Source organism: Sphingomonas sp. 320_CC, from assembly GCF_059691795.1.
In genome coordinates, this window is record NZ_JCAWAE010000004.1 from 563,899 (window position 1) to 577,017 (window position 13,119).

19 protein-coding genes are annotated in these 13,119 nt (G+C 64.9%); 5 read left to right on the top strand and 14 right to left on the bottom strand.

All coding sequences use genetic code 11. The features are described 5' to 3' along the window. Nucleotides 1–4: 4 nt before the first annotated feature. From AC59GX_RS18165 to relB, 11 genes are all read right to left on the bottom strand, one after another. The gene (locus tag AC59GX_RS18165) at nt 5–829 is read right to left on the bottom strand and encodes an NADH-quinone oxidoreductase subunit C (RefSeq protein WP_426281938.1); all 825 of its coding nucleotides are present in this window, start codon (nt 827–829) and stop codon (nt 5–7) included. Continuing rightward, the gene (locus AC59GX_RS18170) at nt 826–1,374 is read right to left on the bottom strand and encodes a NuoB/complex I 20 kDa subunit family protein (RefSeq protein WP_056058310.1); all 549 of its coding nucleotides are present in this window, start codon (nt 1,372–1,374) and stop codon (nt 826–828) included. The genes AC59GX_RS18165 and AC59GX_RS18170 overlap by 4 nt, the downstream gene beginning before the upstream one ends. Next, nucleotides 1,365–1,739, bottom strand: a complete 375-nt coding sequence (locus tag AC59GX_RS18175; protein ID WP_056048518.1) for an NADH-quinone oxidoreductase subunit A — start codon at nt 1,737–1,739, stop codon at nt 1,365–1,367. Before AC59GX_RS18175 ends, AC59GX_RS18170 begins: the two co-directional genes overlap by 10 nt. 583 nt (nt 1,740–2,322) lie before the next feature. Beyond that, complete coding sequence (locus AC59GX_RS18180; protein WP_056048515.1) at nt 2,323–3,135, bottom strand: inositol monophosphatase family protein; 813 nt, start codon at nt 3,133–3,135, stop codon at nt 2,323–2,325. A 111-nt stretch (nt 3,136–3,246) separates the two neighbouring features. Continuing rightward, nucleotides 3,247–3,810 carry an elongation factor P gene (gene efp / locus AC59GX_RS18185; RefSeq protein WP_056482276.1) on the bottom strand — a complete coding sequence of 188 codons (564 nt, stop codon included), beginning with the start codon at nt 3,808–3,810 and terminating at the stop codon, nt 3,247–3,249. Nucleotides 3,811–3,897: 87 nt separating this feature from the next. Beyond that, complete coding sequence (locus AC59GX_RS18190) at nt 3,898–4,503, bottom strand: M23 family metallopeptidase (RefSeq protein ID WP_426281937.1); 606 nt, start codon at nt 4,501–4,503, stop codon at nt 3,898–3,900. A gap of 4 nt (nt 4,504–4,507) precedes the next feature. After that, on the bottom strand, nt 4,508–5,521 hold the full coding sequence (locus tag AC59GX_RS18195) for a L,D-transpeptidase family protein (RefSeq protein WP_497302139.1): 1,014 nt from the start codon (nt 5,519–5,521) through the stop codon (nt 4,508–4,510). Nucleotides 5,522–5,597: 76 nt separating this feature from the next. Then, the gene (gene thiE / locus AC59GX_RS18200) at nt 5,598–6,287 is read right to left on the bottom strand and encodes a thiamine phosphate synthase (RefSeq protein WP_426281935.1); all 690 of its coding nucleotides are present in this window, start codon (nt 6,285–6,287) and stop codon (nt 5,598–5,600) included. A gap of 75 nt (nt 6,288–6,362) precedes the next feature. Further along, a complete protein-coding gene (locus AC59GX_RS18205) occupies nt 6,363–7,283 on the bottom strand; it encodes a class I fructose-bisphosphate aldolase (RefSeq protein ID WP_426281934.1) in 921 nt (306 codons plus the stop codon). A gap of 14 nt (nt 7,284–7,297) precedes the next feature. Further along, nucleotides 7,298–7,627 carry a type II toxin-antitoxin system PemK/MazF family toxin gene (locus tag AC59GX_RS18210; protein ID WP_426281933.1) on the bottom strand — a complete coding sequence of 110 codons (330 nt, stop codon included), beginning with the start codon at nt 7,625–7,627 and terminating at the stop codon, nt 7,298–7,300. Beyond that, entirely contained in the window at nt 7,624–7,854 is a 231-nt protein-coding gene (relB, locus tag AC59GX_RS18215; RefSeq protein ID WP_426281932.1) for a type II toxin-antitoxin system RelB family antitoxin, read from the bottom strand. The genes AC59GX_RS18210 and relB overlap by 4 nt, the downstream gene beginning before the upstream one ends. Nucleotides 7,855–7,985: 131 nt before the next feature. Between relB and AC59GX_RS18220 the strand changes: the two genes are divergently transcribed. Beyond that, complete coding sequence (locus tag AC59GX_RS18220) at nt 7,986–8,474, top strand: TlpA family protein disulfide reductase (protein ID WP_426281930.1); 489 nt, start codon at nt 7,986–7,988, stop codon at nt 8,472–8,474. Here AC59GX_RS18220 and AC59GX_RS18225 read toward each other — a convergent pair. From AC59GX_RS18225 to gap, 3 genes are all read right to left on the bottom strand, one after another. Continuing rightward, on the bottom strand, nt 8,471–9,661 hold the full coding sequence (locus AC59GX_RS18225; protein ID WP_426281929.1) for a phosphoglycerate kinase: 1,191 nt from the start codon (nt 9,659–9,661) through the stop codon (nt 8,471–8,473). The two genes, AC59GX_RS18220 and AC59GX_RS18225, sit on opposite strands and share 4 nt — an antisense overlap. Next, a complete protein-coding gene (locus tag AC59GX_RS18230) occupies nt 9,658–10,134 on the bottom strand; it encodes an MOSC domain-containing protein (RefSeq protein ID WP_497302140.1) in 477 nt (158 codons plus the stop codon). The genes AC59GX_RS18225 and AC59GX_RS18230 overlap by 4 nt, the downstream gene beginning before the upstream one ends. Nucleotides 10,135–10,319: 185 nt before the next feature. Then, entirely contained in the window at nt 10,320–11,330 is a 1,011-nt protein-coding gene (gene gap, locus AC59GX_RS18235) for a type I glyceraldehyde-3-phosphate dehydrogenase (RefSeq protein WP_056048489.1), read from the bottom strand. A gap of 144 nt (nt 11,331–11,474) precedes the next feature. Between gap and AC59GX_RS18240 the strand changes: the two genes are divergently transcribed. From AC59GX_RS18240 to AC59GX_RS18255, 4 genes are all read left to right on the top strand, one after another. Beyond that, nucleotides 11,475–11,669 (top strand): hypothetical protein, encoded by a 195-nt coding sequence (locus AC59GX_RS18240; RefSeq protein ID WP_181321090.1) that lies wholly within the window; start codon nt 11,475–11,477, stop codon nt 11,667–11,669. Beyond that, the gene (locus tag AC59GX_RS18245; RefSeq protein ID WP_056048487.1) at nt 11,669–11,977 is read left to right on the top strand and encodes a cell division protein ZapA; all 309 of its coding nucleotides are present in this window, start codon (nt 11,669–11,671) and stop codon (nt 11,975–11,977) included. The genes AC59GX_RS18240 and AC59GX_RS18245 overlap by 1 nt, the downstream gene beginning before the upstream one ends. 204 nt (nt 11,978–12,181) lie before the next feature. Next, nucleotides 12,182–12,715, top strand: coding sequence for a 5-formyltetrahydrofolate cyclo-ligase (locus tag AC59GX_RS18250; RefSeq protein ID WP_426281926.1), 534 nt, complete (start codon nt 12,182–12,184; stop codon nt 12,713–12,715). Further along, nucleotides 12,712–12,912, top strand: coding sequence for a DUF2842 domain-containing protein (locus AC59GX_RS18255; RefSeq protein WP_107962004.1), 201 nt, complete (start codon nt 12,712–12,714; stop codon nt 12,910–12,912). Before AC59GX_RS18250 ends, AC59GX_RS18255 begins: the two co-directional genes overlap by 4 nt. The last annotated feature ends 207 nt before the right edge of the window (nt 12,913–13,119 follow it).

The following is a 13,119-nucleotide window of genomic DNA, read 5'->3' on the forward strand; positions in this document are numbered from 1 at the left end:
AGACTCACTGGTTCTGTCCTCCACCCTTGGTCGGGACCACGTCGGGATTCGCAGGCTTCGGCGTCGCATCAGACTCCGACTTGCCGGCGCCCGTCTGCGCGGTCGACTCGGTGCTCTTGGGTTCGGTCGGCGCCTGGGTCGGCGACTGCGCCGCGTCCGCCTTCACGATCGTGTCAGCCTTGAGCGGCGTCGGCGCGCCCTTGGCCTCGGGCAATGCGCCCTTCTCGTCACCCGGAAGGACGTAGTTCGCGCCCTCCCACGGGCTCATGAAATCGAACGTACGGAAATCCTGCGCAAGCTGCACAGGCTCGTACACGACGCGCTTCGACTCTTCCGAATAGCGCAGCTCGACATACCCGGTCAGCGGGAAGTCCTTGCGCTGCGGATGACCGCGGAAACCATAGTCGGTCAGGATGCGGCGCAGGTCCGGATTGCCACTGAACAGCACGCCGTACATGTCGTACACTTCGCGTTCGAGCCAGCCGGCGACCGGCCAGATGTCCGTCACCGACGGCACCGGCTTCTCCTCGTCGGTCGCGACATGCACGCGCAGGCGGTGGTTCCGCGTCAGCGACAGCATGCAATAGACGACTTCGAACCGCTCAGGCCGATCCGGATAGTCGACGCCGGCGATCTCCATGAGCTGCTGATAGGCAAGCCCCGGCGTGTCGCGCAGCGCGATCATCGCGTCGTACAGATCTTCGCGACGAACGTGCAATGCGACTTCGCCGACATGGTCGACCGCATCGAGCAACATGCTGCCGAGCGCCGCGCGGGCGCTGTCGATCACACCGTCGTTCGACGCGTAAGCGGGTGCGGGAGCCCTCAACGCTCGATGCTCCCGGACCGCCGGATCTTCCGCTGCAACTGCATGATGCCGTACAGCAATGCCTCAGCCGTCGGCGGGCACCCGGGGACGTAGATGTCCACGGGCACGATCCGATCGCAGCCACGCACGACGCTGTAGCTGTAATGATAATAGCCGCCGCCGTTCGCGCACGATCCCATCGAGATTACGTACTTCGGCTCCGACATCTGGTCGTAGACCTTGCGCAATGCAGGGGCCATCTTGTTGCACAGCGTACCGGCAACGATCATCACGTCCGACTGACGCGGCGACGCGCGCGGTGCGGCGCCGAAGCGCTCCAGATCGTAGCGGGGCATGTTGACGTGGATCATCTCGACCGCGCAGCAGGCGAGCCCGAACGTCATCCACCACAGCGAGCCGGTACGCGCCCACTGGAACAGCTCCTCGGTCGACGTGACGAGGAAACCCTTGTCCGTCAGCTCACCGTTCAATCCGTCGAAAAAGCCCTGGTCGGGTGGCACCAGCGAGCTGGGCGAACCGGGTGCGGGCTGAAGCTCTACTCCCAATCGAGTGCTCCCTTCTTCCATGCGTAGACGAGGCCAAGGGCCAATTCGCCGATAAAGATCATCATCGAAATCCACGCGGTCCAGCCGAGCGTGAAGACCGAGACGGCCCAGGGATACAGGAACGCGGCCTCGAGATCGAAGATGATGAAGAGGATGGCGATCAGGTAGAAGCGTACGTCGAACTGGCTCCGCGGATCCTCGAATGCGGGAAAGCCGCACTCGTATTCGCTGAGCTTTTCAGGCGTAGGCTTGTGTGACCCCGTGAGGCGCGAGACGGCCATCGGCAGGAACACGAACGTGCTCGACAATGCGATGGCGATCCCGAGGAACAGGAGGATCGGAAGATAGTGCGACAGGTCGACCAAATTGCTTCTCGCAAGTGCGAACGGAACGGGGCCGCTTTAGGCCGATGGGGGGTGATGGGCAAGGCGTGGAGGGTGTGAGAATCACTCGCAAGTGGAGGGACCGGGGTGGCGGGAAACATGCGTTACTCGGCGTACACGAGCGCTGGCGCTCCATGACGTCGCCGATACCGATCCGTCACCTCGGACGTGTTCGGCGCCTTGCTGAGAAGCGAAGACGACGCCGCGTTCGAAAGACAGCCCCCGCCTCCTTGTTCTTCCGCGAAGGCGGAAGCCCAGTCTGGATCCGCGCCTTCGCGGGGAGACAAGCTGACTTCGGCTCTAGGGGATACACCGAGTAGCCCCGAGGTCCCCGGCACCGCAAACAAACGACGGGAGATGTTTGCGCGAGTGGATGCCGGAACAAGCCGGCATGACGGACTGCGCGCTGACGCCGTCAGACCTCACGATCCTCCCCGCCAGGCGGAGGCGGCACCGAAGGTGACGGAGGGGGGGGGGGACGCGGAACAGAGGTTGCCCTTACCTCCCCCTCCGACTGGCAAACGCCAGCCACCTCCCCCTTGCGGGGGAGGATCGTTCATCCGCCTTAGCGCAGCGCGCCGGCCACCAGCTTGTGAAGACGCGAGTGCAATGCATCGTTCGCAGCGAGGAACTCGTTACGCTCCATAGCGCGGTCGCCGCCGCGGAAGTCGGTGACGAAACCGCCGGCCTCCTTCACCAGCAACATGCCGGCTGCAACGTCCCAAGGCTTCAGGTTCGATTCCCAGAACCCGTCGAAACGCCCGGCTGCAAGCCAAGCCAGATCCAACGCCGCAGCACCAAGACGACGGATCCCAGCAACCTCAGGCGCAACCGCGCCGAAAATCCGGCTCCACTGCGCGAAGTCGCCATGCCCCAGGAACGGAATCCCCGTAGCGATCAGCGATTCGGACAAATCACGCCGCGACGACACGCGGAGACGCTGGTCCGTGAGCCACGCCCCCCGCCCCTTCTCCGCCCAGAAGCTCTCGTCGGTCAGCGGCTGATACACCAACGCGGTGGTGACCTCGCGCTTGCCGTTCGGCATCGGCTCCTCGACCGCGATCGAGATGCAGAAATGCGGGATGCCGTGGAGGAAGTTCGACGTCCCATCGAGCGGATCGACGATGAAGCGCGGCTTGTTCGGATCGCCCTCGACCTCGCCGCGCTCTTCCATCAGCATGCCCCAGTCGGGACGCGCGTGCGACAGTTCTTCGAAGATCGTCTGCTCGGCGCGCTGGTCGGCCTGGCTGACGAAGTCGGCTGGACCCTTGCGGCTCACCTGGAGCTGCTGGACCTCGTTGAAGTCGCGGCGCAGGCGCGGCGCGGCCTTGCGGGCGGCGCGCTCGATGACGGTCATGATGCCGGAATGGCTGGGCATTAGAAATCTCCTCCCCTCCCGCTTGCGGGAGGGGTCGGGGGAGGGCTTGAACCGATACGCGAAGCTGGAAGAAGGCCCTCCCCTAACCCCTCCCGCAAGCGGACGGGGAATTTAGTCCGCGCGACGCACGTAGGTCTGCTCGTAGACATCGACGACGATCCGCGTGCCCGCGCCGATATGCGGCGGGACCATCACGCGGACGCCGTTCTCGAGCACCGCGGGCTTATACGAAGACGAGGCCGTCTGCCCCTTTACGACGGCATCCGCCTCGACGATCAGCGCCTCGATCGTATCAGGCAGCTGGACCGAGATCGGCCGCTCTTCCCAGAGCTCCATCACCACGTCCATGCCGTCCTGCAGGAACGCCGCGGCGTCGCCCAGGATGTCGGCATCGAGCGAGATCTGCTCGTAGTTGATCTTGTCCATGAAGGTAAGCATGTCGCCTTCGCGGAACAGGAACTGGAAGTCGACGGTCTCGAGCCGCACCTTCTCGACGCTCTCGGCGGAGCGGAAGCGGGTGTTGTTCTTGCGGCCGTCGATGAGGTTCTTCATCTCGACCTGCATATAGGCACCGCCCTTGCCGGGCTGGGTATGCTGAATCTTGACGGCGCGCCAGATGCCGCCCTCATATTCAAGAATGTTGCCGGGACGAATCTCGACCGCGTTGATCTTCATGACCGATTCCTGCTGGAAAGAGCTAGGGGCCGTCCGCGAAGCATGGCCATCAAGGCGTGGCTCTGTGGAAACCCGAAGCGGCGGGCTTTAGCGGGCGCGCTCGCGTCCGGCAAGCAGCGGGTACGGGTTGACGTTCTCACCCTGCCACCAGCGCTCCCCTGGCTGCATCTTGGTCAGCCCGAAATGGAGGTGGTAATTGCCTGCCCCCGCATCGCCGGTGTCGCCCACATAACCGAGCGTATCACCCGCCTTGACCGCCATCCCCTCGCGAAGGCCAGCCGCGTAGCCGGCAAGATGCGCGTAATAATAGGTCCAGCGGCGGTCGGGCGAGCGGACGTACAGCGTGACGCCACCGAGTGCGCTCTGGAACAGTTTCTCGATCCGTCCCGGCGCGGCTGCAACTACGGGCGTGCCGCCCGGCGCCATGATGTCCGTGCCATGGTGGCCGCGCAGACCGCCCCCCCGCGCACCGTTCCAGCTGTCCGCAATCGCTTTTCGCGGAACGCCAGCCACCGGGACAACCAGCGCCCCCGGCGTCACGGAAACGGTAGCAATCTGAGCCGGAGGCACCGGCTTGCGCCAAGGCACCCGCCGCTCGATGCCGCTACCGCTGCTCCCGAACGACATCATCGAGGCAAAACCGCCGACCACGACCACGATCAGCCCAAGAATGATCCAGAACGTCCGCGTCATCGCCTCAGTCCTGGAACACGGCCTTGGTCCCCGGCTTGATCATCATCGACAATCGCGCCGCATCCCAGTTGGTCAGGCGAATGCAGCCATGACTCTCCGCACGCCCGATCGTCTCGGGGTTCGGCGTGCCGTGGATGCCGTAATGCTCCTTCGACAGATCCATCCAGACGACGCCGACTGGACCATTCGGCCCCGGCGGCAGCATCTCCTTCTGCTGCCCCTTCTTCGCATCCCAGAACAGCGCAGGATTGAAGTGGAACTTCGGGTTGTAATCCGAACCGTAGATCTTCCACGTGCCGAGCGGCAACGGGTCATGGCCCGATCCCATCGTCGCGGAGAACTGCGCGATCAGCTTGTCGTTCGCGTCGAGCACGCGGAGCACGCCATCCGACTTGTCGACGACGATATGGTCCGCCTGAGGCTGCTTCGCGTCGACGTTCAGCATGGTGAGCGTGGCGATCCAGTCCGGCTTCAGCTTTGGATCGTACGCGCGCGAGGTCGGCAGAGCGTTCGGGAACACCACCTTCGTCCCCGGTGCCAGCTTCGTCGTCGGCGAGTTCAGCGCCACGATCACCGCCGGCGTCGTGTGGAACATCTCGCCGAGCTTCTCCATGACGGTCTTGTAGCCCAGCGACGGGAGCTCGGCCTGCTTGGCGGGATCCTTCGGGAACGGATTGACGAACGGCCCCGCCAGCATTTCCGGCGTCAGCACGACCGTCACGGTCGGCCGAGCAGCGCGGTACGGATACAGCGCCTGCAACGTCCGCGCGTCAGGCTTGCCAGTGATCGGCAGTCCCTTCGCCTCCTGGAACCCCTTCAGCGCCGCCACCAGCGACTGCCCGCCGCGCCCGTCGAGCACGCCCGGCCCAAAGGCGAGATGGTCGAGGATTACCTGCACATGCAGGATGTTGCGATCGATCGGCGCGGGCTTGGCTGGCGCCGTCTGCGCCAATGCGGGCGAAGCGGCACCCAGCAAGCAGGCCGCAAGAACCGAAGCCTTCATCGCAAATGCCACCATGCCCATCATCCCAAACCGTTACGCCGCTGCATCAAACGGTCGGGACGACGGTTGTTTCCAACGGTTCAGCGCGATCTCAGCGCTGCGCAAGAACCTCGGCAAACGCCTTGACTGCGGCGACCTCATCGCCGCCCCAAATGGCGCCTGACACCGCAATGAAATCCGCACCGGCCGCCACGAGCGGCGCGGCATTTTCTGGCGTGATCCCACCGATCGCGACGCACGGCATCTCGAACAGCGTCGACCACCAAGACAGGATCACCGGCTCGGCGGTGTGCGTCGCGATCTTCGTCGTCGTCGGATAGAACGCGCCGAACGCAACGTAATCGGCGCCCGCCTCGCCCGCTTCCATCGCCAGATGACGGCTGCCGTGACAGCTCACGCCGATCTGCGCATTGGGCCCAAGCTGCGCCCGCGCCTCGCGCGGATCGCCATCGTCCTGCCCGAGATGCACGCCGTCAGCATCGAGCCGCTTCGCCAACCCGATATCGTCGTTGACGATGAACGCGACATCGCGCTCAGCACAGATCGCGCGCAACGGCTCGCCCAGCGCCGCAGCTGCATGCTGATCGATATCTTTCACGCGAAACTGGAACGCAGCCACCGGGCCAGCATCAAGCGCCCGAGCAAGACGCTCCGGGAAGTCGCCACCGACGTCCAGCGGCGACACCAGGTAAAGCTGGCAAGCCGGCCGACGCATATCGCGGCGGAAATTCTCGGCGAAATTGGGATCGAGCGGGCCCAGCGGATCTTCGAATTCGGTCATTTCCGCCCCCTAGCCGCTCATGCCGGCCACGTCACCCCGGCGCATGACCGAGGTGACGTGCAGTCAAACCGAGGCTTATTCCTCGTTCTTGTAGATCCGGATGATCCGGTCGAGCATCGCCAGCGCCTCGTCGCGCGGGCGCTGGAAGGTGTTGCGGCCGATGATCGAGCCGTTGCCGCCGCCGTCGCGAATGTCGCGCGCGTCCTGGAAGATCGCGTCCTCGCCCTTCGACGCGCCGCCCGAGAAGACGTTGATGCGACGCCCGGCAAAGCTCGACTGGACGACGTGCTTCACGCGGTCCGACTGCTTCGACCAGTCGGAGTTCGCGTAGAGCGGCTTGGCTTCCTTCTGCTCGATATGCGCGGTCGGCAGCTTGGTCTTGATGATGTGCGCGCCGAGCAGCGCCGCGATGTGCGCGGCATAGGCGCCGACGTCCAAAGCGAGCTCGCCGTCCTTGGTCAGCTCGCCGCCGCGCGGGTACGACCAGATCACGGTGGCGATGCCGACCGACTTGGCCTCTTCGCTCAGCTCGCGGATTTCCTCGACGAGGTCAAAGAACTGGTCCGCGCCGGGATAGATCGTGAAGCCGATCGCCGCCGAGCCCAGCCGCACCGCGTCCGACACCGTCGCCGTCACCGCCTGGTCGATCGTCGTCGCCCAGCTGTTCGAGCTGTTGCACTTCAGGATCGTCGGGATCTGCCCGGCAAACGTATCCGCCCCCGCTTCGAGCATGCCGAGCGGCGCTGCATAGGCGCTGAGCCCGGCATCGATCGCCAGCTGGTAATGATAATGCGGGTCGTACGCCGGAGGATTGACCGAGAAGCTGCGCGCAGGGCCATGCTCGAAGCCCTGGTCGACCGGCAGGATCACGAGCTTGCCGGTGCCGCCGAGCTTGCCCTGCATCAGGATGCGCGCGAGGTTCGCCTTCACCGCCGGACTGGTGGCTTCGTACTTGTCGAGAATGGTTTTGACTTGCGGAGTAATCGTCGATGTCATGCTGAAATCCTGTCTTAAAGTTCGAGCCAGCGGCGCAGCGCGTCATCGACTCGGGTCATGGTGGTGATGGGTATCGTACCGATAATCTTAACGACCTTGTTGCGGTCGAGCGTATCAACCTTGTCGATCTGGATCTCGCTATCGCGAAACAGGCCGGTTTCCGCCGATGCCTCGAGCGACACGCGAAACAGGTTCGTCCCGCTAATGACGCTGGTCAGCGGGCACAGAGAAATCGTCTCGTGATCTGCAAAAAGGTCTGATTGGACGACAAGAAAGGGGCGCGGCTTGCCAGAGAAATCGCCCTTGCCCGCTCCGACGACGATCATACCGCGGACGAATTTCATGCAGGGGGCGCCCCGATGAGTGCGTCCCAATCCTCTTCACCTGCTTGCCTATCGTGATCCGCCGCCGCGAGCGACTGGCGCTTCGCCTCGGCAAGGAAAGCCTCGTCGTGGCGCTCGACATAGCGACGTACGGCTTCGCGTGCGATATCGCTCTTGCTGCGCCCTTGGGTGCGCGCAACTGCCGCGAGCCGCTCTTCGAGTTCGCTATCGAGCCTGACGCCGAGCATCCGAGTCTCTCCGTTTAACATGTTAAACATAGGCCCGCCGACCGTCGAGATCAATCCCCGTCCGCTCGATTGGCTGCACGATTGACGGAGCGGCGTTCGACGCCGAGACTGGCGAAGGGGAGACAGGGCCGATGACGATTTTACGCTGGGTCATGGCGTGCGCGGCGTTGATGGCGACATCCGCGGCACCAGCGGCCGTGAAGGTGGGCGAACGCGCACCCGACTTCGAAATGACGCTGATCGACGGGACCAAGGTGCACAATGCCGACCTGCGCGGGCAGGTCGTCGTGCTGAACTTCTGGGCGACGTGGTGCGGGCCGTGCAAGGCGGAACTGCCGCTGCTCGACAGCTATTACCGCATTCGCAAGGACAACGGCCTGCGCGTGTTCGCGGTGGCGACGGAGGATTCTCTGCCTGCCTCCAGGCTGAAACCCCTGGTCGCGGCCATGGCGATCCCGTCGGCGCGGCGAATCAAGGGGCCGTTCGCGGTGATGGGCGCCCTCCCCACCAACTACATCATCGATCGCGCCGGCGTGGTTCGCTATGCGAAAGCCGGCGCGTTCGACCTGGATGAACTCAATACCCTGCTGGTCCCGTTGCTGCGGGAACCGGCGCCTTAGCGCGTCAGCGCCGCGACGCCAGGAAGGTCCTTGCCTTCCATCCACTCGAGAAACGCGCCGCCTGCGGTCGAAACGAAGGTGAACGCTTCCGCGACGCCAGCGTGATTAAGCGCCGCAACCGTATCGCCACCGCCCGCGACCGAGACGAGCGAACCGCCTTCGGTCAATGCTGCGGCGGTCTTTGCGAGGGCGACGGTCGCTTTGTCGAACGGCACCGTCTCGAACGCACCGAGCGGGCCGTTCCACACCAGCGTGCGGCAATTCTTGAGCACGTCGCCGAGCGACTCTACTGCCGCCGGACCGACGTCGAGGATCATCTCGTCGGCGGCGACTTCGTGCACGTTGACCGTACGGGTGGCGGGGTTCGGCTTGAACTCCTTGGCGACCACGACGTCGTACGGCAGATGAACCGTGCAGTTCGCCTTGTCCGCAGCTTCCATGATCTGTTCGCAAACGCTCGCAAGCTCATGCTCGCACAGGCTTTTGCCGACGTCGACGCCGCGTGCCGCGAGGAAGGTGTTCGCCATGCCGCCGCCGATGATCAGATGATCGACCTTGGTGACGAGGTGGCGCAGCACGTCGAGCTTCGACGACACCTTCGCGCCACCGACGACCGCCGCGACTGGATGCTCGGGCTCGCCGAGTGCCTTCTGGAGCGCGTCGAGTTCGGCTTCCATCGCGCGGCCGGCAAAGGCGGGAAGAACGTGGGCAAGGCCTTCGGTCGAAGCATGTGCGCGGTGTGCGGCGGAGAAGGCGTCGTTGACGTACAGATCGCCAAGGCTTGCAAACCGCTGGACGACAGCCGCGTCGTTGGTTTCCTCGCCGCCGAAGAACCGCGTGTTCTCCAGAACCGCGATGTCGCCGGGGTCGAGCGTCGCGACGGCGTCATCCGCGCCTTCCCAGTCGATGTAGCGGACTTCGCGGCCGAGCACTTCGCTATACGGCTTCACGACCTGCGACAGTGAGAATTCGGGGCTCGGCACGCCCTTCGGACGGCCGAAATGGGCGAGGACGAGGACGATCGCGCCCTTGTCGGCAAGCTCGCCAACCGTCGCGACGGTCGCGCGCAGGCGGGTATCGTCGGTAACATGACCCTCGGCCATCGGCACGTTGAGGTCTTCACGGACGAGCACGCGCTTGCCCTGGACATCGCCCATATCGTCGAGCGTCTTGAATGGCTTGGTCATGGTTCTTCGATCCTGATCTCATCACCGACGGCGATTCTGCCGCCCATCAAAACTCGGGTACAGGCCCCGCCCCGCCAATCCGGCGCCAGCGCGGCGAACAATCCTGGCGCCAGTGCATCCATGCGGTCGCATGGATCGGTGTGACGCGTCACCTCTAGCACGACGTCCGCGCCGATGCGCAGCCGCGTGCCGGGTATCTGGGGAAGGTCGAAGCCGTCGACCAGCAGATTGGCACGCCGCTCGTACCACGGAATATCGCGCCCGACTTCAGCCATCGCCGCGTCCCAGTCACCACGTTCGAGCAACGTGATCTGCCGCCGCCCCTTGCCGCCCGGCTTCACGCGACCGCGGAAGTCGCCGTGCAGGCCAGCCTCGATGGTGATCTCGACATCGTCGATGACCTCCATCGGGCCCTTGGCGCGGGCGTGGCGGGCGATCCCGGCGATCGTGCCCACCTCGGGGCCGACCGTCATCATCCTTCCTTCAAGCCGTCACCCCAGCGAAAGCTGGGGTATCCCTGTTGGCGGGTGCTGCAACCCGAACGGGGAGATCCCAGCTTTCGCTGGGATGACGGGCTAGGAGGGCGTGATCCCAGCTTTCGCTGGGATGACGGTTTTGTCCGGAGCGGAAGTTGTAGGAACGCAGCGTCCGTCTACCTTCAGATGAACTTGGCCATCGCGGTCGCAGTATCGACCATCCGGTTCGAGAAGCCCCACTCGTTGTCGTACCAGCTGACGACGCGCACCAGCTTGCCGTCGATCACCGCGGTCTCCAGGCTGTCGATCGTCGACGACGCCGGGGTATGCTGGAGATCGATCGAGACGAGCGGCTCGTCCGACCAGTCGAGCACGCCGACCAGCGGGCCGCTCTCGGACGCCGCCTTCAGCACCGCATTCACCTCTTCACGCGTCGTATCGCGCGACGGGGTGAAGGTCAGGTCGATCAGCGAAACGTCCGGCACCGGCACGCGGATCGCCGAGCCGTCGAGCTTGCCCTTCAACTCCGGCAGCACTTCGGCAACCGCACGCGCGGCACCCGTCGTGGTCGGGATCATCGACATCGCCGCAGCACGCGCGCGACGCAGGTCGGGGTGGATCTGGTCGAGGATCTTCTGGTCGTTGGTGTAGGCGTGGACGGTCGTCATCAGGCCGCGCTCGATGCCGATCGCATCGTTCAGCACCTTGGCGACGGGCGCGAGGCAGTTGGTGGTGCACGACGCGTTCGAGACGATCGTGTGCTCGGCGGTCAGCTTGTCGTGGTTGACGCCGTAAACGACGGTCAGGTCGACGTTCTTGCCCGGTGCCGAGATCAGTACTTTCTTGGCGCCCGCATCGAGATGCTTCTGGCAGCTAGCCTTGTCGGTGAAGAAGCCGGTGCATTCGAGGACGATGTCGACGCCCAGCTCGGCGTGCGGCAGGTTGGCGGGATCGCGCTCGGCGGTGACGCGGATGCGCTTGCCATCGACGACCAGCTCGTTGCCCTCGGCCGAAACCTCACCCGGATACTTGCCGTGCACGCTGTCGCGCTTGAACAGCCAGGCGTTCGACTTCGCATCGCCGAGATCGTTGATCGCGACGAGTTCGAGTGCGCCGTTCGACTGTTCGAGTACCGCACGGGCGACGAGACGGCCGATGCGCCCGAAACCGTTGATCGCAACCTTGACCGTCATTGCTGTCTCTCCGCTACGCCCGCGAGTCCGTTCCGGGCGCGCAGCCTTTGCGGGGCGGTGGGGCGCCCTGTCAACACCGTGGATGGTGATGGGTTTCGCCTAAACCGACTTGTCGCACCCCCCGTCCATGCTATCTCGCATGGCATGTCAGAAACACTTCCCGACGGACCAACTGCCGTCGAACGGATCGACGCCGCGATCGCACGGATCGAATCCGCCATTGCAGCCCGCACTGAAGCCGGCGACGCGCTCGCCAAGCGCCACGCCGCGCTCAAGGCGCGGATGGCCGAAGCCGTCGCCGCGCTCGACGACGTCATCACGCGCGGGAGCCCCAACTGATGGCCCAGGTCATGCTCGATATCGGCGGCCGTCCCCACGCCGTCGCCTGCCGTGACGGCGAAGAGTCGCGCGTGCGCCTGCTGGGTGCGATGGTCGCCGAACGCTGGGCCACCGCGGACCGTGCCGCAGGCGGCCTCAGCGCGGAGCGCGCGATGTTGTTCGTCGCGCTGATGCTCGCCGACGACCTCGACGAAGCCGCGCATCGCCCACCCGAAGGCTCCGCGGTCAGCGAGATCGCACTTACCCGGATCGCCGATCGTCTCGAAGGCCTCGCACAAGCCCTTGAGCTTAGCCCGCCCAACGCCTAGATTGGCTGTGGCGGGTTCTGCCCGGTACGAGCCTTTATTATCCCTGAGGCTATTCATCATCCATAGGGGGCTGTCCCTGTTAGGATCCTGGTCCGAAGCACATGGTCCCCACCTGACGTACCGTGCGTCAGTGGATAACCCGGCACACGGCCATGGTGGGCCCGCCACACCACCATCTTCCCCCTATCTCAGGGTCGCAAGCGCATGACCAACAAGAGCGCGCTGAGAGCCTCACTCCGCGCCGCGCGGGAAGCGCGCCCGCCGGTCGAGCTTCCAGTGCCGTCCGCGTTTCTGGCACGGCTGAAACCCGGATTGACGGTCGCCTCCTATGTCCCGTTCGGCGGCGAGGCCGATCCCTCGCCCTTTGCGCGCGCTGCGGTCGATGCCGGATGCATCATCGCCCTGCCCCATGTCGTCCGCCGCTCGCTGCCGATGCGCTTCCTGTCGTGGGCGACCGAGGCCGCGCTGATCGCCGGACCCTTCGGGTTGCACCAGCCCGCCGAAGACGCCGCCGAACTCGAACCCGACATCATCCTGACGCCGCTCGTCGGCTTCGATCGCAGCGGCAACCGGATCGGCCAGGGCGCCGGCTATTACGACCGCGCCTTCCTCGCGCACCCGAACGCCTGGCGCGTCGGGGTTGCGTTGTCGGTGCAGGAAGTCGACACGCTGACGCCAGACCCGTGGGACGTCCCACTCCACGCCATCGCCACCGAATCAGACTGGATTACGCCATGACGCCAACCTGGCGCAAACCCGTCGGCATGCTCGGCATCCTGCTCCTGATCCTGGTGTGGTGCGTAGCCATCGTCAGCTTGTCGAACATCGTCGGCAGCTGGCACTGGCTGGGGCAGTTGGTATTCTACGTGTTCACCGGCCTGATCTGGATCGCGCCGCTGAAGCCGGTGCTGCGGTGGATGGAGCTTGGGCGGTAACTCAGCCCCGCCTGTCGTCTTCCTGTGCCGATGCGCTCCGCTGCCCCCCCCCCGGCCCCTACCGTTCGTCCCGAGTAGCCACCGAGTAGTCGCGCAGCGGCGTATCGAGGGGGCGTATCGAAGGACAGGCTGGCGCGCGGAACCCATGCTTCGATACGAGCCCTCGATACGCTTCTGACGAAGCTACTCGGTCTCTACTCAGCACGA

What these genes read in the sequence shown, in the direction of transcription:
- AC59GX_RS18245 (WP_056048487.1), top strand. Translation starts at nt 11,669, where the DNA reads ATGGCCCAGGTCATGCTCGATATCGGCGGCCGTCCCCACGCCGTCGCC.
- relB (WP_426281932.1), bottom strand. Translation starts at nt 7,854, where the DNA reads ATGCTCGGCGTCAGGCTCGATAGCGAACTCGAAGAGCGGCTCGCGGCA.
- thiE (WP_426281935.1), bottom strand. Translation starts at nt 6,287, where the DNA reads ATGACCGAATTCGAAGATCCGCTGGGCCCGCTCGATCCCAATTTCGCC.
- AC59GX_RS18180 (WP_056048515.1), bottom strand. Translation starts at nt 3,135, where the DNA reads ATGCCCAGCCATTCCGGCATCATGACCGTCATCGAGCGCGCCGCCCGC.
- AC59GX_RS18190 (WP_426281937.1), bottom strand. Translation starts at nt 4,503, where the DNA reads ATGACGCGGACGTTCTGGATCATTCTTGGGCTGATCGTGGTCGTGGTC.
- AC59GX_RS18225 (WP_426281929.1), bottom strand. Translation starts at nt 9,661, where the DNA reads ATGACCAAGCCATTCAAGACGCTCGACGATATGGGCGATGTCCAGGGC.
- AC59GX_RS18210 (WP_426281933.1), bottom strand. Translation starts at nt 7,627, where the DNA reads ATGAAATTCGTCCGCGGTATGATCGTCGTCGGAGCGGGCAAGGGCGAT.
- AC59GX_RS18220 (WP_426281930.1), top strand. Translation starts at nt 7,986, where the DNA reads ATGACGATTTTACGCTGGGTCATGGCGTGCGCGGCGTTGATGGCGACA.
- efp (WP_056482276.1), bottom strand. Translation starts at nt 3,810, where the DNA reads ATGAAGATCAACGCGGTCGAGATTCGTCCCGGCAACATTCTTGAATAT.
- AC59GX_RS18195 (WP_497302139.1), bottom strand. Translation starts at nt 5,521, where the DNA reads ATGGTGGCATTTGCGATGAAGGCTTCGGTTCTTGCGGCCTGCTTGCTG.
- AC59GX_RS18205 (WP_426281934.1), bottom strand. Translation starts at nt 7,283, where the DNA reads ATGACATCGACGATTACTCCGCAAGTCAAAACCATTCTCGACAAGTAC.
- AC59GX_RS18230 (WP_497302140.1), bottom strand. Translation starts at nt 10,134, where the DNA reads ATGACGGTCGGCCCCGAGGTGGGCACGATCGCCGGGATCGCCCGCCAC.
- gap (WP_056048489.1), bottom strand. Translation starts at nt 11,330, where the DNA reads ATGACGGTCAAGGTTGCGATCAACGGTTTCGGGCGCATCGGCCGTCTC.
- AC59GX_RS18255 (WP_107962004.1), top strand. Translation starts at nt 12,712, where the DNA reads ATGACGCCAACCTGGCGCAAACCCGTCGGCATGCTCGGCATCCTGCTC.
- AC59GX_RS18240 (WP_181321090.1), top strand. Translation starts at nt 11,475, where the DNA reads ATGTCAGAAACACTTCCCGACGGACCAACTGCCGTCGAACGGATCGAC.
- AC59GX_RS18250 (WP_426281926.1), top strand. Translation starts at nt 12,182, where the DNA reads ATGACCAACAAGAGCGCGCTGAGAGCCTCACTCCGCGCCGCGCGGGAA.